Annotated in this window: 14 protein-coding genes; 3 read left to right on the top strand and 11 right to left on the bottom strand. The window is 63.3% G+C overall.

Annotation, left to right across the window (positions count from 1 at the left end; genetic code table 11):
- Window positions 1-8: 8 nt before the first annotated feature.
- Complete coding sequence (locus KSS93_RS01895) at window positions 9-779, top strand: lysophospholipid acyltransferase family protein (protein ID WP_217886930.1); 771 nt, start codon at window positions 9-11, stop codon at window positions 777-779.
- 213 nt (window positions 780-992) lie between these two features.
- Here the strand turns inward: KSS93_RS01895 and KSS93_RS01900 are convergent, their stop codons facing one another.
- Window positions 993-2,612: an MFS transporter gene (locus KSS93_RS01900; protein ID WP_217841089.1), complete on the bottom strand. Its 1,620-nt coding sequence runs from the start codon at window positions 2,610-2,612 to the stop codon at window positions 993-995.
- A gap of 97 nt (window positions 2,613-2,709) precedes the next feature.
- A complete protein-coding gene (locus KSS93_RS01905; RefSeq protein WP_217886931.1) occupies window positions 2,710-4,359 on the bottom strand; it encodes a GMC family oxidoreductase in 1,650 nt (549 codons plus the stop codon).
- Between the two features lie 239 nt (window positions 4,360-4,598).
- Between KSS93_RS01905 and KSS93_RS01910 the strand changes: the two genes are divergently transcribed.
- The gene (locus tag KSS93_RS01910) at window positions 4,599-5,486 is read left to right on the top strand and encodes a LysR family transcriptional regulator (protein ID WP_217886932.1); all 888 of its coding nucleotides are present in this window, start codon (window positions 4,599-4,601) and stop codon (window positions 5,484-5,486) included.
- Here KSS93_RS01910 and KSS93_RS01915 read toward each other — a convergent pair.
- From KSS93_RS01915 to KSS93_RS01925, 3 genes are all read right to left on the bottom strand, one after another.
- Window positions 5,475-6,293 carry a sulfite exporter TauE/SafE family protein gene (locus KSS93_RS01915; RefSeq protein ID WP_217886933.1) on the bottom strand — a complete coding sequence of 273 codons (819 nt, stop codon included), beginning with the start codon at window positions 6,291-6,293 and terminating at the stop codon, window positions 5,475-5,477. The genes KSS93_RS01910 and KSS93_RS01915 overlap by 12 nt on opposite strands.
- Window positions 6,290-7,564 carry an NAD(P)/FAD-dependent oxidoreductase gene (locus KSS93_RS01920; protein ID WP_217886934.1) on the bottom strand — a complete coding sequence of 425 codons (1,275 nt, stop codon included), beginning with the start codon at window positions 7,562-7,564 and terminating at the stop codon, window positions 6,290-6,292. The genes KSS93_RS01915 and KSS93_RS01920 overlap by 4 nt, the downstream gene beginning before the upstream one ends.
- 173 nt (window positions 7,565-7,737) lie before the next feature.
- Window positions 7,738-8,622 (bottom strand): MBL fold metallo-hydrolase, encoded by an 885-nt coding sequence (locus KSS93_RS01925; protein ID WP_217886935.1) that lies wholly within the window; start codon window positions 8,620-8,622, stop codon window positions 7,738-7,740.
- Window positions 8,623-8,991: 369 nt separating this feature from the next.
- On the opposite strand from KSS93_RS01925, the gene KSS93_RS01930 reads away from it, so the two are divergent.
- On the top strand, window positions 8,992-10,305 hold the full coding sequence (locus KSS93_RS01930; RefSeq protein WP_217886936.1) for a sigma-54 interaction domain-containing protein: 1,314 nt from the start codon (window positions 8,992-8,994) through the stop codon (window positions 10,303-10,305).
- A gap of 22 nt (window positions 10,306-10,327) precedes the next feature.
- On the opposite strand, the gene KSS93_RS01935 is transcribed toward KSS93_RS01930, so the two are convergent.
- The 6 genes from KSS93_RS01935 to recF form a co-directional block, all read right to left on the bottom strand.
- Window positions 10,328-11,140 carry a hypothetical protein gene (locus tag KSS93_RS01935; protein ID WP_217886937.1) on the bottom strand — a complete coding sequence of 271 codons (813 nt, stop codon included), beginning with the start codon at window positions 11,138-11,140 and terminating at the stop codon, window positions 10,328-10,330.
- 30 nt (window positions 11,141-11,170) lie between these two features.
- Entirely contained in the window at window positions 11,171-12,757 is a 1,587-nt protein-coding gene (locus tag KSS93_RS01940; protein ID WP_217886938.1) for an asparaginase domain-containing protein, read from the bottom strand.
- Window positions 12,758-12,779: 22 nt separating this feature from the next.
- The gene (locus tag KSS93_RS01945; RefSeq protein WP_217886939.1) at window positions 12,780-13,664 is read right to left on the bottom strand and encodes a hypothetical protein; all 885 of its coding nucleotides are present in this window, start codon (window positions 13,662-13,664) and stop codon (window positions 12,780-12,782) included.
- Window positions 13,661-14,476, bottom strand: a complete 816-nt coding sequence (locus KSS93_RS01950; RefSeq protein ID WP_217886940.1) for a hypothetical protein — start codon at window positions 14,474-14,476, stop codon at window positions 13,661-13,663. Before KSS93_RS01950 ends, KSS93_RS01945 begins: the two co-directional genes overlap by 4 nt.
- A 418-nt stretch (window positions 14,477-14,894) precedes the next feature.
- A complete protein-coding gene (gene gyrB / locus KSS93_RS01955; protein WP_217886941.1) occupies window positions 14,895-17,315 on the bottom strand; it encodes a DNA topoisomerase (ATP-hydrolyzing) subunit B in 2,421 nt (806 codons plus the stop codon).
- 4 nt (window positions 17,316-17,319) lie between these two features.
- On the bottom strand, window positions 17,320-18,423 hold the full coding sequence (gene recF, locus KSS93_RS01960; protein WP_217886942.1) for a DNA replication/repair protein RecF: 1,104 nt from the start codon (window positions 18,421-18,423) through the stop codon (window positions 17,320-17,322).
- Between the last annotated feature and the right edge of the window lie 4 nt (window positions 18,424-18,427).

Here is an 18,427-nt window from a genome sequence, read left to right on the forward strand (position 1 = left end):
TTGCCACTATGTCGATCCTGCAGGCGATCAGAATCTTTCTTTTTTACCTGCTGTTGGGTACCAGCTCGGTACTCTGGTGCTCGCTGAGCTTCTTCATCGCGCCGTTCTTGCCGTTCGCCAAGCGCTACCGGTTCATCAACGTGTACTGGTGCCGCTGTGCGCTGTTCCTGGCGCGCACCATCCTTGGCATCAACTACAAGGTCACCGGTGCCGAGAACGTGCCGCAAGTGCCCTGTGTGATCCTGTCGAACCACCAGAGCACCTGGGAGACGTTCTTCCTGTCGGCGTACTTCTCGCCGCTGAGCCAGGTGCTCAAGCGCGAGCTGCTGTACATGCCGTTCTTCGGCTGGGCCATGGCCATGCTGCGGCCGATCGCCATCGACCGGAAAAACCCTAAAGAAGCGCTGCGCCAGGTCGCCAGCCAGGGCGACGAGCTGCTCAAGCAGGGCACCTGGGTGCTGATCTTCCCCGAAGGGACCCGTGTACCCCACGGCCAGATCGGCAAGTTCTCCCGCGGCGGTACTGCCTTGGCGGTGAACGCCGGCCTGCCGGTGCTGCCGATTGCCCACAATGCCGGCAAGTTCTGGCCCCGTGAGGGTTGGGGCAAGCGCCCGGGCACCATCGAGATCGTCATCGGCGAGCCGATGTACGCCGAAGGCAGCGGGCCGCGAGCCATTGCCGAGCTCAACGACCGCGCCCAGGCGTGGAACGAGGCCACCCAGCGGGCCATGGGTTCGCTGCCGCCGGTGGCGCAAAACCCCGAGCAGCAGAGCGCCTGAACATCTGTGGATAACTTGTTGACAATTTTTGGATTAAACGTCTCAAACCATAGCTAAGTAATTGAATTTGCTATTTATTTCTGTGTATGACGTTTTTCTGAAAATCGTGCATAAGTTTTTTCGCGCGATAAAAAAACCGGCTTTTACGCCGGTTTTTTTGTGCCTGTGCAGGTGAGGGAATCGTGGGAGCGGGCTTGCCCCGCTCCCACGCTGTCAGACCTTGTCGATATCCACATCCTTGGTTTCCTTCAGGCAGAAGATCCCCACCACCAGGCTCACCCCGGTAATCAGCACCGGGTACCACAGCCCGTAGAAGATATCCCCGGTGTACACCACCAGCGCGAACGACACCGTCGGCAGGAAGCCGCCGAACCAGCCGTTGCCGATGTGGTAGGGCAGGGACATCGAGGTGTAGCGGATGCGCGTGGGGAATAGCTCGACCATCACCGCCGCCAATGGCCCGTAGGTCATGGTGGCGATCAGGATCATCGCGACGATCAGCACCACCACCATGAATTCGTTGACGTTGGCCGGGTCTGCCTTGGCCGGGTAGCCGGCCGCCTCGATGGCGCTGCGCATGGCGGCTTCGTCAAAGCCATTGATGGTCTTGTCGCCGATGCTCACCGAAACATCGCTGCCAGCCACGCTCACCGAGCTGTACGGCAGGCCCTGCTTGACCAGGAAGGTCTTGACCTTGTCGCACGGGCTATCGAAGCGCGCCTTGCCCACCGGGTCGAACTGGAAGGTGCAGCCCTGCGGGTTGGCGTTGACCACGATCGGCGCCTGGCGGCTGGCGGCGTCGATCTGCGGGTTGGCGTAGTGGCTCAGGGCCTTGAACATCGGGAAGTAGCACACGGTCGCCAGCAGCAGGCCAAGCATCAGGATCGGCTTGCGCCCCACACGGTCCGACAGCCAGCCAAAGAACACGAAGAACGGCGCGCCGATCACCACGCTGATGATCAGCAGGGTGTTGGCCTGCGCCGGGTCCATCTTGAGCATCTGGGTCATGAAGAACAGCACGTAGAACTGCGCGGTGTAGAAGGTCACCGCCTGGCCTGCGTTGATGCTGAACAGCGCGGTGAGCACCACCTTGAGGTTGGGCCACGAGGTGAACGACTCACGGATCGGCGACTTGCTGACCTTGCCCTGGGCCTTCATTTTCACGAAGGCCGGCGACTCGTGCATGCTCATGCGAATCCAGGTGGAAATCGCCAGCAGGAAAATCGACAGCAGGAACGGCAGGCGCCAGCCCCAGGTTTCGAACTGGTCGCCACTGATGTAACGGCTGGCCAATACCACGATCAGCGACAGCAGCAAGCCAAGGGTGGCGGTGGACTGGATGAAGCCGGTATGAAAACCGCGCTTGCCGTGGGGGGCATGCTCGGCCACGTAGGTGGCAGCGCCGCCGTACTCGCCGCCCAGGGCCAGGCCCTGGAGCATGCGCAGCACCACCAGGATGATCGGCGCGGCGATGCCGATGCTGGCGTAGGTGGGCAGCAGGCCGACCGCGAAGGTCGACAGGCCCATCAGCACGATGGTCACCAGGAAGGTGTACTTGCGCCCGATCATGTCACCCAGCCGGCCGAACACCAGGGCGCCGAACGGGCGCACCAGAAAACCGGCGGCAAAGGCCATCAGGGCGAAGATGAAGGCGGTGGTGTCGTTGACCCCGGCGAAGAACTGCTTGCTGATGACCGCAGCCAGGGCGCCATAGAGAAAAAAGTCATACCACTCGAACACTGTCCCGAGGGATGACGCGAAAATGATCTTGCGTTCCTCACGACGGCTGCCGCTGGTGGCAGCCGCGCCTTGCTCTTGAATGTAATCCGACATCGTTGCTGTCCTCGGCCCGTGGGCCACAGTGATTATTCTTGTTGTTCCACTGTCGGCGGCTCTGACCGCGGGCCACCGGTGTTGCACGCACCCTGGGTCAGGGCGTCGGTATCGCGCTGGTGTCGCTGAGGTTGGTCTGGGTTTGCGCCCCCTTGAGAATCAACTGCGCCGCCTTTTCGGCGATCATCAATGTCGGTGAACAGGTATTGCCGGAGACGATCTGCGGCATGATCGAAGCATCGGCCACGCGCAGCCCGGGGATGCCGTGCACGCGCAGCTGGTTATCCACAACATCCAGTGCGCCACTGCCCATGCGGCAGGTGCCCACCGGGTGGAAGATGGTGGTGCCGATTTGCCCGGCAGCCTGGTGCAGGTCTTCTTCGCTCTGCAGGGCAGGGCCTGGCAGGTATTCGCGCGGGTCGAACGCGGCCAGCGCCGGGGCCTGGACGATGCGCCGGGTGATGCGGATGGCGTCGGCGGCCACGCGCAGGTCGGCGGGGTCGCTGAGGTAATTGGGGTCGATCAGCGGCGCGGCGTGCATGTCGGCCGAGCGGATGTCGATACGCCCGCGGCTGGCCGGGCGCAGGTTGCACACCGAGGCGGTGAACGCCGGGAAGCGGTGCAGCGGTTCACCAAAGCGTTCCAGCGACAGCGGCTGCACGTGGTACTGCAGGTTGGCGCTGGCCTGCTCGGGGCCCGAGCGCACGAACGCGCCCAGCTGGCTTGGCGCCATGGCCAGCGGGCCGCTGCGGTCGAAGGCATAGCGCAGGCCCATGCCCAGCTTGCCCCACAGGCTGTTGGCCATCTGGTTGAGGGTGCGGGTGTTGCGGATCTGGTAGATCAGGCGCAGTTGCAGGTGGTCCTGCAGGTTGCCGCCGACCCCGGGCATGTCGTGGCGCACGCCAATGCCCAAGCCTTCGAGCAGCTTGCGCGGGCCGATGCCGGAGCGCTGCAGGATGCCGGGCGAGCCGACAGAACCTGCGCAGAGGATGATCTCGCGGCGCGCGCCGAACTCGTGCCAGGCACCTTGCCAAAAGGCCTTCACCGCCCGGGCGCGGGTGTTGTTCAGCAATACCTGGTCCACCTGCACACCGGTGAGGATGGTCAGGTTGGGGCGTTGGAGGATGGGTTTGAGGAAGGCCTTGGCCGAGTTCCAGCGCACACCGCTGCGCTGGTTGACCTGAAAGTATCCACAGCCTGCGTTGTCGCCGGTATTGAAGTCATCGACCTTGCCGATGCCGCTCTGCTCGGCGGCATCACGGAAGGCATCGAGGATCGGCCAGCTGTAGCGCTGGCGCTCGACCCGCCACTCGCCGTCGGCGCCGTGGCTGTCGCTGGCGCCGGCGAAGTGGTTCTCGCTGGCCTTGAACAGCGGCAGTACGTCCTTCCACGCCCAGCCGTCGTTGCCTAACTCGGCCCAGCGGTCGTAGTCGGCGGCCTGGCCGCGCATGTAGATCATGCCGTTGATCGAGGAACAGCCACCGAGCACCTTGCCCCGTGGGTAGCCCAGGGCGCGTCCGTTCAGGCCGGCTTGTGGCTCGGTCTTGAAGCACCAGTCGGTACGGGGGTTGCCGATGCAGTAGAGGTAACCGACGGGGATGTGAATCCAGGGATAGTTGTCGCGACCGCCCGCTTCGAGCAGCAGTACGCGGCAGGAGGGGTCGGCGGACAAACGGTTGGCCAGCAGGCAACCGGCTGGCCCGGCACCCACGACCACGTAGTCGTAGACAGAATCGGCTGATGGCATGTGCAACCTCGCGCCTGATTATTATTCTTGTCCCGATCCATCTTATTGATTAATTTCGCGGAGGAAACACGAGATTTCGCGCAGCCGTTGTGCGTTTTAGCACAGTGGTGAACCTGTACCGGCCTCTTCGCGGGCAAGCCCGCTCCCACAGGGACCGCACAGCCTTCGGGAATAGCGACGCACCTGTAGGAGCCGGCTTGCCGGCGATAGGGCCTGAACGAACAGCCACAAGGATCAGCATGTTCGACTGGAACGATCTGCGGTTTTTCCTCGAGTTGCAGCGCAGCGGCCGCCTGCTCAGCGCAGCCAAGCGCCTCAACACCACCCACAGCACCGTGGCCCGGCATATCGAAAGCATCGAGCAGAGCCTGGGCACCGCGCTGTTCGTCCAGCATGCCCAGGGCTACGAGCTGACCCCTTCGGGCCAGGCCCTGCTCAAGCACGCAGAAGCCATGGAAAACGTCGCCCTGCTGGCGCAGGAAGAAATCACCCAGGCCATCACCCCGCTGGGCAAGATCCGCCTGGGGGTGACCGAAGGCATTGGCATCATGTTCTTCACCCCGCGCATGAAGGCGCTGTTTCAGCGTTACCCGGGGCTGGAGGTGGAGCTGGTGGCGGTGCCGCGCTTCGTCAGCATTCTCAACCGCGAAGCCGAAATCAGCATCCACCTGGAACGCCCCGGCGCCGACCTGTTGATCACCCGCAAGCTCACCGACTACCGCCTGGCGCTGTATGCAAGCCAGGATTACCTGGACCGCGCCCCACCGCTGAACACCCGCGAAGACCTGGCCCGGCACAGCTGGATCGGCTACGTCGACGACCTGCTGTTCAGCCAGGAGCTGCTGTTTCTCAACAGTTTCTGCCGGGCACCCAACGTGGTGTTTCGCAGCACCAGCGTGATCGCCCAGCAGCATGCCGCCCAGGCCGGGCTGGGCATCGCCGTGCTGCCCAACTACATGGCCCGCCACGATCCCAGGCTGGTGCGGGTGCTGCCCAGCGAGACCATCCAGCGCAGCTACTGGATCTGTACCCGGCGCGAGCTGCACAAGTCGGTGCGCCTGCGGGTGGTATGGGACTACCTGCTGGCGCTGTGCGCCGCCGAGCAGGACGAGCTGCTAGCCGAATAGCGCCTTGCCAGCCAGCAGCAGCGCCGCCGCCCAGCCCGCCACGGCGAACAACTGCTGCAGGCGCGGGCCGGCGATGCGTGCGGCCAGTGGGCGGGCCAGCAACAATCCGATGACCGCGCCCACGGCAAAGGGCGCGCCCACCTGCCAGTGCATCACCCCGGCCAAGCTGGCGCTGACCACGCTGCCGGTGGACACCAGGGCGATCACCGCCAGCGACGTGGAGACGATGCTCTTCATGCGCAGGTTGGTGTAGCGGTTCAACGCCGGAATGATCACGAAACCACCGCCCACCCCCAGCAGGCCCGACAACAGCCCGGACATCAGCCCGGTAAACGCCAGCGCCCGGGCGCAGGGCAGGGTCCAGCGCAAGCGGCCCTGCAACGGGTTGAGTACGCAGGGTTCGATGAAGCGGTGGGCATCATTGGCTTCACCGCGCAACTCCCTGGCCGCCTTGCGCCAGATGCGCAGGCAGGCGTACACCAGCACCCCGGCGAACACCAGCGCCAACGGTGTGTTGGGCAGCCGGTGCGCCAGCATCAGGCCGAAGGGCGCGGCAGCGATGCCGATCAGCGCAATGAACAGCGCGGCGCGGTAGCGTACCAACCCTTCACGCAACCCGAGTACGGCACCCACCATCGCCGCCATGCCCACGGCCAGCAGGCCGACCGGGGCCGCCTCGACCATGCTCAGGCCCAGCCCGAACACCAGCAGCGGCACCGCAAGAATTCCACCACCGGCGCCGGTCAGCGCCAGCACCGTGCCAATGATCGCGCCCAGCCCGGCGCCCAGCAGTTGCTGTTCGATCACGGCTTGGCCTCGGCCATCGGTTGTGGCCGCGCCAGCCACTCACGCCCCTTGAGCATGGCCTGCCAGTACAACGGCGGCAGCACTTGGGCCTTGAGCAGCCAGGCCAGGCGGGTCGGCTTGCGGCCATCGAGCAGCCAGCGCGGGAAGCTTGGTGCCAGCTTGCCGCCATAGGTGAACTCGGCCAGCACGATCTTGCCGCGCTCCACCGTCAACGGGCACGAACCGTAGCCATCGTAATGCGCCAGGGTAGGCAGCCGGCCAAGGGCCTGCAGCACATTGTTGGCCACTACCGGCGCCTGCTTGCGCGCCGCGGCGGCGGTCTTGGCGTTACTGGTGTTGGCCACATCGCCCAGCGCGTGAATATTGCCGAAGCTGCGGTGGCGCAGGGTATGCGGGTCGACATCGACCCAACCGGCGGCATCGGCCAGCGGGCTGTGGCGGATGAACTCCGGCGCCACTTGTGGCGGCACCACATGCAGCATGTCGAAGGACTCGACACGGGTTTCGCTGCTGCCATCGGGCAGGGTACGAACGAAGGTGGCGCGCTGGTTCGGGCCATCCACCGCAGCAAGGCGGTGCTGGTAATTGAGGTCGATGGCGTACTTGTCGATGTAGCTCATCAGCGCCGGCACGTAGTCGGGCACACCGAACAGCACGTTACCTGCGTTGAAGAAGCTGGCGCGTACATCGCCCAGCAGGCCGCTGCGCAGCCAGTGGTCGCACGACAGGTACAGGGCTTTCTGCGGTGCGCCGGCGCATTTGATCGGCATCGGCGGTTGGGTGAACAGGGCACGGCCCTGTTTCAGGTTTTGCACCAGTTGCCAGGTGTAAGGCGCCAGGTCGTAGCGGTAGTTGGAGGTGACGCCGTTGCGCCCGAGGGTTTCGTCCAGGCCTTCGATGGCATCCCAGTCCAGCTTCAAGCCGGGGCATACCACCAGTTGCTCGTAACCCACAGCGCGGCCACCTTCGAGCAGGACCTTATGCCCTTGCGGGTCGAAGCTTTCGACCCGGGCCTTGATCCAGTGCACGCCGCGGGGCAGGGTGGCAGCCATGGCACGGGCGGTGCTCGGAGCGTTGAATACACCGGCGCCGACCATGGTCCAGCCGGGCTGGTAGTAGTGCACCTCGGCGGGGTCGATCAGGGCGATATCCAGCGACGGGTCGCGCGCCCGAAGGCTCGCGGCGGTGGCGATACCGGCGGCACCGGCACCGACGATCAAGACCTTGTGGTGGCCGGTGGTGGGTGAGGTGGGGGACAGCGGGGCAGGCATGGCGGTGTTCCTTGGTGGATCTCGTTATGTGCGGATGCTGGCATGAACCTGTAGGAGCGGCTTCAGCCGCGAACACCGGCAAAGCCGGTGCCATCCAGCGCGTCGCCTGCTTCGCGGCTAAAGCCGCTACTACAGGCCATTGAGTACCGGTTTCTTTCCCGGCTAATAACGCTCTACAGCTTGTTCAATGGAATCTTCAGGTAGCTGACGCCGTTCGCTTCAGGTTCCGGCAACTGCCCGCTGCGCATGTTGACCTGCACCGATGGCAATATCAGCAACGGCATGTCGAGGGTCGCGTCGCGGGCTTCGCGCATGGCCACGAAGCTGTCTTCGCTGACCCCCTGGTGAATGTGCACGTTGCTGGCGCGCTGCTCGGCCACGGTGGTGTGGTACTGCAGCTCACGCCCGCCGGGCAGGTAGTCGTGGCACAGGAACAGGCGGGTAGGGTCGGGGAAGGCCAGCAGGCGACGGATCGAACGGTACAGGGTGCGGGCGCTGGCGCCGGGGAAGTCGCAGCGGGCGGTGCCGTAGTCTGGCGAAAACAAGGTGTCGCCGACGAACACGGCCTTTTCGCCTGCGTCCTCCACCAGGTAGCTCATGCAGGCTGGCGTGTGGCCGGGGGTGTGCAAGGCGCGAGCGTGCAGGTTGCCGATACGAAAGCCTTCCTCGTCTTCGAACAAGACGTCGAACTGGCTGCCATCCCGGGCAAAGCCTGGCGCTTCATTGAACAGGCTGGCGAAGGTCTTCTGCACCTGGGTGATCTGAGCGCCGATGCCGATATGGCCGCCCAGCTTGCTCTTCAGATAAGCCGCCGCCGACAGGTGATCGGCATGCACGTGGGTTTCCAGAATCCACTGCACCTTGGCATCCAGCTGCTCGACCAGGGCAATCAGCCGATCGGCCGAGGCCGTGCAGGTGCGCCCCGACTTTGGGTCGTAGTCCAGCACGCTGTCGATCAGCGCACACTGGCGCGTCTGGCCATCCATCACCAGGTAGCTGAGGGTCGAAGTCGCCTGGTCGAACAGGGCTTCGACGTGAAGGTTGTTGCCGATGATCATTGCACTCTCCAGTTATCCACCGGGCCTTGTTCAGGCTTAGGCAGTGAACACAGCTTTATCAAGATGCATGCCAGCGTTTCGGATGAGCAATCGTGCCTGGCGCTGGATATTTCATCGCCTTTTTTGCGGCTGCTTTGCAGCCCTTCGCGGGCAAGCCCGCTCCCACAGGGGCCTGCGCTAACCAAGGCTTTGCGCGGTCCTGTGGGAGCGGGCTTGCCCGCGAAGGGGCGCAAAGCAGCCCCTGGGCTCTGAAGGCCTGAGCCTGTATGTGTGTCAGCATAAGTGACACATTCTGGCAGTCGACTGTCAGCCAATGGCAGTGTTTGGCAGTCCTTGCTACCCTCGGCCGGTCACCCACCTGGTACTGCCATGCTCACCGCTGCCCACCCCGCGATCCTCGCGCTGGTGTCCTACCTCGAACACGATGCCCTGCCGAGCATCGTGCTGGATACCGACTACAACATCCTTGCCGCCAACGCCGCGTACCGCCGCCAGTTCGCAACCGGCGAGCAGGCGCCGCTGGGCGAAAAATGCCACCGCGTCTCGCACCACTATGCCGTGCCCTGCGACCAGGCCGGCGAACACTGCCCGCTGCGCAAGTCACTGGCCAGCAAGGTGCCCGAGCGCGTGCTGCACATTCACCACACCCCGCGCGGGCCGGAGCATGTGGATGTTGAGCTGCGCCCGATCCTCGACGAACAGGGCAGGGTGGTGGCCTTCGTCGAACGCCTGGCCAGCGTCACCCTGGCTTCGGCGCAGCCACAACAGAACGGCCTGGTGGGCCGGGCACCGGCGTTCAAGCAGGCGGTTGCCAGCCTGCAACGTGCGGCACCGGCACAGATTCCGGTGTTGCTGCAGGGCGAGTCGGGTACCGGCAAGGAACTGTTCGCCCGCGCCCTGCACCTGGGTAGCCCTCGGGCCAACGGCCCGCTGGTGGTGGTGGACTGCACCGGGTTGACCGAATCGCTGTTCGAAAGCGAGCTGTTCGGCTACGAGAAGGGCGCCTTCACCGGCGCCAGCCAACGCAAGATCGGCCTGGCCGAAGCCGCCCATGGCGGCACGCTGTTCCTCGACGAAATCGGCGAAGTGCCGCTGGCGATGCAGGTGAAGCTGCTGCGCCTGATCGAGTCGGGCAGCTTTCGCCCGGTGGGCAGCACGCGCACCGTGCACTCGGACTTTCGCCTGGTCTCGGCAACCCACAAACCGTTGAAGGCCATGGCCAGTGCCGGCACCTTCCGCGAAGACCTGTACTACCGCATCAGTGGTTTCCCTATCCGCCTGCCTGCCTTGCGCGAACGTATCGATGACCTGCCATTGCTGGTCGAAAGCCTGTTGCGGCGCATGGCCGGCAACACTGCGCCGTGCATCGATGATCAGGCACTGCAACGCCTGGCGTTGTATGGCTTCCCGGGGAACATTCGCGAACTGCGCAACATCCTCGAGCGCGCCCGGCTATTCGCCGATGACGGCGTGATTCGCCTTGAGCACCTGCCCGACGACATGCATGAAGCTGCAGCGGCAGCACCCGCCGAACGCCGGCCACGGGCGCGCCGGCAGCTGGGCGAACTGGCCGGGGCGCTGGAGCGTTTTGAAGGTTCACGCAGCGAGCTGGCGCAGCACCTGGGCATGAGCGAACGCACCCTGTACCGGCGGCTGAAGGCGCTGGGTATCCAGGAGCCCTGAATACCCGGCGCCAAGGGCGTGGTCAGATGATGTTCACACCTTGCTCAGGCACGAACATGAAGCAGTAGAAGTCGTACTCGGCGATCAGCGCACGGTCATCGGTTTTCGACACCGGGCCCTGGTTGACGGTCCAGTTGGCCTCCATCGGGTTGCTGATCGGTTTGCCGGCAAAGTCGAAGTTGGTGACCTGGTCACCACCATCTTTCTGCGACCACGAATTACAGGCAGCGGATGAGTTGTCGCAGCGCGCCCAGTGATAGTCGCCCGGCCAGCCGCCATCACCTGCCGGGGAAATCATCAACGCCACGAAGTGGCCACCGAGGTAACCGGCACCGAGACCGCCAGGGTTGGTACCCTGCTTGCTCGACTTGAACTGCATCAGTTCCTCGAATGTACGCCCGGCCAGTTGCAAGCCGTCCTTCACCGCATAGTCGCTGACCAGCTTGCCGATCTCGTCGAAGGGCTTCTTGAAGTCGTCACCCACCAGTTGGTAGCCACTGCGCCGGCCCGGCTGCGGGAAGGTGTTGGGGGTGATGTTGCAGCCATAGGCGTAGCAGTTGTTGTTGGGCTGGAATTTGTACGACATGAAATAGCCCTGGCAGTCGCCCGCCGGGTCGTAGCGCCCTGCGGCCTCACCCACCACCGTGTCGGCGTACTGCGGAATGTGGATGACCTTCTGCGTTGGATGGACAATGTTCACGTCCAACACCGTCGGGGCGATGAAGTGCACATCGGGGGCTGCGGCCAGGGCCGCTGTGCTGCCGATGAGCTGGTGAAACTGATCCTGGGGGGCGACCATGCCACTGAGCTTGAATTGCCGGTTGAATGCAGACATCGCTCGATCCTCTCGTAAGGTGTGATGGTGTCAGGCAGCGGGGTACAGCGTGGCGGCGATGCGGTTCGCCGAGTAGTTCAGCACCTGCAACTTCAAGGTGCTCGCCGATGGTGTTTCGGCGTTGTAGCGGCCACTGAGCAGCAGCCGTGAAGAAGCCCCGGCGGGGTTGCCGGTGTTGGTCGCCCACAACGGCTGGTTGTCGCGACCGTAGAACACCAGGTTGCCATCGTCCTGCATGACCAGGCGGCCGGGCAGGGCGCTGGCGGCAGGTGGGGTCGGCAGTTGCCATAGCGCGCCGGTGGTGCTGGCGCCGATCAGCAACGGGCCGCGCTGCGGGTCGTTGAGCAGGCGGGCGCTGCCGTCCAGGGCGCTGAGCGACTGGCCGGGCAGCAGGGTGGTGTTGCTGCGGCTGTCGAGCTGGTTGACGCTCTGCATCTCGCCGGCCAGGTTGGTCTGGAACAGGGTCTGCACCTGGTCGCGGTTCCAGCCTTGGGCCATGAGGATCATCAGCTTGGCCAGGGCGGCCATGGGTGTCATGTCTGCCGGAGCCAGCGCGCCGACTTCAGGCAGCCAGGCCCCGGCGGCATAGGCACTGTTGTTCACGGTGCCGGCGAGCACCTGGGTGCAGTCGACGATGTTCACCCCTTGCTCGTTGGCCATGGCCAATGCCTGGTAGATCGCACCTTGCTGCGGCTGGTCCGGGTTGCCTGAGGGGAAGTTGCCCTCGCCGTAGGACTCCAGAATCACCCCTTTGGCGCCAGCGCCCACCACTGCCTTGATCAGGTCGGCCATGAACGAGGTGGCCGGCGACTGGCTGTAGCGTGCAGGGAAAGCGTTGAGTTGCATCACCGGGTAGTGGTCGATTGCAGCACTGACTTTGGCCAGGGCAGCTTGCTGGCCCGCCAGTACCTCGGGGCTGTCGAGGCTGACCGAGCTGTGCACCGGCCCCGGCAACCACTGCGCGTTGAACAGCGACAGCTCCACCCCGTACTCGGCCAAGGCCGGGTAGTTGGGTGAGTGGAAGGCGTCGAATTCGCTGGCGTTGGTCTTCACCGCGCGGTTGCCACGGTACAGATGGTTCTGGAAGTACACCCCGACTTCCGGGATGCCGCTCTGCGCCAGGGCCACCGCACCACACACGTTCTGGAAGGCGTCGGTGTTGTAGTTCAGCGCCAGGTCGTCGCTGTCGGCACTGGCCTGGTAATACAGCGGCATCTGCGAGCCGGTGAGGATCACCGGTTTGCTCAACACTGCCGTGCCCACGCCACGACTGTCGAAACCGTTAAGCAGGAACGCCAGCGCCGTACCGGTGAAGTCCATGCTGTCGGTGCCGTGCAACACGACGAAACCATCGTAGGCGGCATAGTGGTCGAGGATGCCCTTGGCCATGATGCACCAGTCACTGGGTTGCAGGTTGGTGCTGTCGAGAGTTTGGGTGCTGGACTCGGGGAAGGTCACCGACGTCAGGTAGTCCACCTGCAGTTGGGGAAACTGCTGGCGCAGGATCGGGTCGATCAGTTGCTGGCTGGCGCTGGCAAAACGCTGGGCGGTCATGGGCGCCAACGGGCTGCCGACACAACTGATAGTACCGCCGGTATTGATGACTGCAATTTTCATGAGCGTGCGTCCTCTGCTCGGCTCAACGGCTTAACAACACCTTGCGCAAACGGGTGAAGGAAGGTGGCGTGGTCTTGCGCAGGTGCAGTTCGCTGAGGCTCACCACCGGTGCCATGGCAATGGCAAAGGCAGCGCCCAGCTTGAGCTGGTCAGAAAACCACGGAGCCTCATAAGCCGGGGTGGTCGACCAGTTCTGGCGAATCTCTTCGCTTTCCAGGTTGACGATGTTGGTGAACGCTGTGCCGGGGTCACTGGCATCCTTGCGGAACTGGATGGCGATCGAGGCCAGCTCGACCAGTTCCTGATGGGTGAAGGGCAGGCCGGCATCGCGGATTTGCCGCGGTGGCTGCTCCTGGCGGCGCATGATGCAGTAGACGGTCTGGCCACCGCAGCTGGGGTCGCGCTGGTACAGCTGCAGGGTGAACGGCTGGTTGCCGGCCACAGCGAGGTTGGCGCCATCATAGCTCAGGCCAAAACCCCCGCGGTTGTGCTCGCGGGGGTCACCCTGCAACAGCGAAAGCTCTGCGGTAGTGACCTTGAGGCCGAGGTTCTCCACACATAGCAGCAGCTGCGCGGCGTTCTGTTTCGAGGTTTCGTTGTCTGGCGGGTTGGCGCCCTGGGCGTAGATGCGATAGCTGTCGGCGGCCTGGGCCGCGACGATATCGAAGAAGCTGCTGATGCACGACGGGCTGTCGAGGTGGGCGAGGGTGACCGTGGTGCGATCACCATGGGTGGCGACCACTGCAGTGATGATGCACGAGGTGGCGCTGTCGGAGTAGCAGACCAGCGGCTGGCCCTGGTTCAGTTCGAAGGTCTGGTAGTTGCCCTGGTCGACATAGTCGAAGCCGTCGCTGGGTGGCAGCACCGAAGGGTTGTCGTTGAGGGCGAAGATCACATCGATGCTCATAGCCGGCCTCCGAACATGCGCAGTGGGTTGGTGCGTGGGTTGCCGTTGACCTGGTATTCGCACACCGCCTCATTTGCGCTGACGGTGAACACCGCTGTCGCCTGGGTGTGGAACTCGGTGCCGAGGTAATCCGTCTCGCGGCAGATCGACAGTTCGGTGCGGCCGTAGTACTGGTCCTTGAGCAACGTTTTCACACCGTTACCCGTCGGGTCGGCCTGCAGGATCTTTTCCGCCCGGTCCAGGCGCAGGTAGGTGCTGTGGTTGGCCGGGTAGTTCACCGAGTCCGGTTGCAGGCGGAAGTTGTTGGTGGAGGCGAAGAAACCATCGGTGCGCACGATCTGGCGTACCGATACCTGGTTGAACGGGTTGGGCATGTACTCGATGAAGATGGCGACCTGGCGGGTTTGCTGCGGGTCGGCCCAACCGCTGATCAAGGCAATGTCCGGAGCGGGGAAGGGCCTGCCGTTGCCCATGTCCTGGTAGAACTTCACCAGGCTGTTGGCGGCCTCGGTGGCGGTGATGTGGTTTTTAAGCGTGCCTTCATAGGCCTGGAACAACGCCGAGACCTGTTCGCCGCTGGCGTAGTAATTGGCCGCGGTGGTGGTATAGGCGTCAGCCGCAACGAAGGCCACGCCACGGCTGTTGAACCCGGCCCAGATGCCGTCACTGCCTTCCCGGGTCATTGCCAGGTAAGCGCCATCGAAGCTGCCGGGGCGTACCTGTGGCTCATTGAAGTGAGTAACCGGGATCAGGTCACACTGCTTGAAGGTGGTGATGCTGCCGCCGTTGAACACGGCTCCGATAGTGCACATTGCTACTGCTCCTCGTTGATGCGAGTGGAACAACAGAACCCTGCCGGGCAGCCGAAGGGCTGCCCGGCAAGACACAAAGCCGGTGGGAATACGCTTGCAGGAGGTCATCGACACGGCTTGGCCACGTCGGAGGGACGGCGAGATAGAGCGCGATCCTGCGCGAGTGATGGCATGATGATGACTTCCATTTCAGGTGTGCTCAGCCTAGTTCGCTTTTCAGCGTTTGCCAGGGCTGGGCAAGGTCATCCAACGCTATATTTTTGCGTTGCAACAGAGTGAATAACGGCAATTTCACCGGGCGATATAAGGACGTTCCACGTGGAACATTCAAAGTCGCTAGCGCCGGCAAGCCTTTTTACAAACAAAAAAAGGCCAACCCGGAGGTTGGCCTTTTCAACGCTGGTGGAGCGACGCTGGATCAGAAGTCCAGGTTGGCCACCGACAGGGCGTTGCTTTCGATGAAGTCACGACGCGGTTCAACGGCATCACCCATCAGGGTGTTGAACAGTTGGTCGGCGGCGATGGCGTCTTCGATGGTTACCTTGAGCATGCGGCGCACGGTCGGGTCCATGGTGGTTTCCCACAGCTGGTCCGGGTTCATCTCACCCAGCCCTTTGTATCGCTGGATGGTGTGGCGCTTGGTGCTTTCGTTCATCAGCCAGTCCAGGCCTTCCTTGAACTCGGTGACGGCCTTGCGGCGTTCGCCACGCTGCACGTAGGCACCTTCGCCCAGCAGGGTACCGAGCTTGGCGCCCAGGGCGACCACCGAACGGTAGTCGTTGCTGCCGAAGAACTCGCGGTTGAAGGTGACGTAGCTGGCCAGGCCGTGGGAGGTGGTTTCTACCACTGGCAGCCAGATATTACGTTCCTTGTCTTCGCGCAGGTCTGCCTTGTAGGTCAGGCCCGAGCGCTGGCTGTTGCCCAGGCGTGCCTGGAAGGCAGCCAGCCAGGCGTCCATCTTGCCCTTGTCGGCCAGTTGCTCCTGGGTGATTTCCGGCAGGTAGATGAAGTGCTCGGTCAGCTCTTCGGGGTACAGGCGCGACAGGCGCTTGAGGATCTTCATGACCGCACGGAACTCGTTCACCAGGGCTTCGAGCTGTACACCCGAAACGGCTGGCGCCGACTCGTCCAGGTGCAGGCTGGCATCTTCGAGGGCCGACTGGGTCATGTATTCTTCCATGGCCTCGTCGTCCTTGATGTACTGCTCCTGCTTGCCCTTTTTCACCTTGTACAGCGGCGGCTGGGCGATATAGATGTAGCCGCGCTCGACCAGCTCCGGCAGCTGACGGAAGAAGAAGGTCAGCAGCAGGGTACGGATGTGCGAACCGTCGACGTCAGCATCGGTCATGATGATGATGTTGTGATAGCGCAGCTTGTCGATGTTGTACTCTTCGCGGCCGATGCCACAGCCCAGGGCGGTGATCAGCGTGCCGACCTCCTGCGAGGAGATCATCTTGTCGAAGCGGGCCTTCTCGACGTTGAGGATCTTGCCCTTCAACGGCAGGATTGCCTGGGTGCGACGGTTACGGCCTTGCTTGGCCGAACCACCTGCGGAGTCACCCTCCACCAGGTACAGTTCGGAGAGGGCAGGGTCCTTCTCCTGGCAGTCGGCCAGTTTGCCTGGCAGGCCGGCGATGTCCAGCGCACCTTTGCGGCGAGTCATCTCACGGGCCTTGCGCGCCGCTTCACGGGCACGGGCAGCGTCGATCATCTTGCCGACCACGGCCTTGGCTTCGTTGGGGTTTTCCAACAAGAAGTCGGCGAAGTATTTGTTCATCTCCTGTTCCACGGCGGTCTTCACCTCCGAGGAAACCAGCTTGTCTTTGGTCTGCGAGCTGAACTTAGGGTCCGGCACCTTGACCGAGATGATCGCGGTCAGGCCTTCACGGGCGTCGTCGCCGGTGGTGGCGACCTTGTTCTTCTTCGCCAGGCCTTCCTGCTCGATGTAGCTGTTCAGGCTACGGGTAAGCGAGGAGCGGAAGCCGACCAGGTGGGTACCACCGTCGCGCTGGGGAATGTTGTTGGTGAAGCACAGCAGGTTTTCGTTGAAGCTGTCGTTCCACTGCAGGGCAACTTCGACACCCACGCCGTCGTCACGCTGGACGTTGAAGTGGAACACCTGGGAGTTGACCGGGGTCTTGTTGGTGTTCAGGTATTCAACGAATGCGCGCAGGCCACCTTCGTACTTGAAGAACTCTTCCTTGCCGCTGCGCTCGTCCTTCAGCAGGATGCCGACACCGGAGTTCAGGAACGACAGCTCGCGAATACGCTTGGCGAGGATGTCCCAGCTGAAGTGAATGTTCTTGAAAGTTTCAGCCGAAGGCTTGAAGTGGATGTGAGTACCGGTGGTTTCGCTTTCGCCGACCACAGCCATGGGCGCCTGTGGAACACCGTGGACGTAGGTCTGTTCCCAGATCTTGCCGCTGCGACGCACGGTCAGCACCAGCTGTTCGGACAGGGCGTTCACCACCGAAACACCTACACCGTGCAGGCCGCCGGAAACCTTGTAGGAGTTGTCGTCGAACTTACCGCCGGCGTGCAGCACGGTCATGATGACCTCGGCTGCGGATACGCCTTCCTCTTTGTGCACGTCGACCGGGATACCCCGGCCGTTGTCGCGGACGCTGATGGACTCGTCCGGGTGGATGATGACGGTGATGTCATCGCAGTGCCCGGCCAGGGCTTCGTCGATCGAGTTGTCGACCACTTCGAAGACCATGTGGTGCAGGCCGCTGCCGTCATCGGTGTCGCCAATGTACATGCCGGGACGTTTGCGTACGGCATCAAGCCCTTTCAGCACCTTGATGCTGGAGGAGTCGTACGTTTGATTTTCGCTCATGCCTTCACTCCCGATGGTCGTGGGTCTGGGTGATACGGCCCTGTTCCACGTGGAACAAAGCGACTGGCGTTTCCGTTTGCCAGCCTTCCCTCAGAAATTCGTGGTCTACACAGGTGATGAACACCTGGCAGTTCAATTCTTCAAGCAAGCGGCACAGGGCGCGGCGGTGCTGTTCGTCCAGCTCGGACGGCAAGTCATCCACCAGATAAATACACTGACCGCGACGGACCTGGCTCACCAGGTGCCCTTGGGCAATCCGCAGCGCACACACCACCAGCTTCTGCTGGCCCCGCGAGAGGATATCAGCGGCGTTGTTGGCGCCCAGTCGCAGGCGCAAATCGGCACGCTGTGGCCCGGCCTGGGTGTGGCCCATTTGCTGGTCGCGAAGAAGGGAAGTTGCGAGGACTTCGTTGAGTTCCCGGTCCTTGTCCCAGCCGCGGTAGTAGCTCAGGGTCAGCCCGTCCAGTTCGACCAGCTCGCTCAGGGTTCGCTCGAAGACGGGCTTCAAGGCCTTGATGTAATTGCGACGGTATTCATCTATTTCCGCACTGGCCAGACACAACTCCCGATCCCAGGCGGCTTGCGAAACGGCGTCAAGTGTACCATGCCGCAGCCATGAGTTCCGCTGCCGCAGGGCCTTCTGCAGCCTTTGCCAGGTGGCCATGAAGCGAGGTTCCACGTGGAACACACCCCAGTCGAGGAACTGCCGGCGAACCTTCGGCGCACCTTCGAGCAAGCGAAAACTGTCCGGGTTGATCAGTTGCAGCGGCAGCATCTCGGCCAGCTGAGCCGCGCTGCGGGCGTTTTGCCCGTCAATCCGAATGGTGAAATCCCCTTGCCGCTCCCGGGAAACACCCAGGTTGCTGGTGCCACCCTCAGCCAATTCGACCTGGCCAAACACCGTGCAGGTAGGCTGTTCGTACTGGATTACCGGGTTGAGCCGGGTGCTGCGGAACGAGCGCGCCAGCCCGAGCAGGTGTACCGCCTCAAGCACGCTGGTCTTGCCGCTGCCGTTGTCGCCGTAGAGGATGTTGATGCGGGGGGAGGGAGAGAGGGTCACCGGGTGCAGGTTGCGCACCGCGGTGACCGAAAGGCGTAGAAGGGACATTGGG

It is taken from the genome of Pseudomonas xanthosomatis (genome assembly GCF_019139835.1).
Lineage (GTDB): Bacteria > Pseudomonadota > Gammaproteobacteria > Pseudomonadales > Pseudomonadaceae > Aquipseudomonas > Aquipseudomonas fakonensis.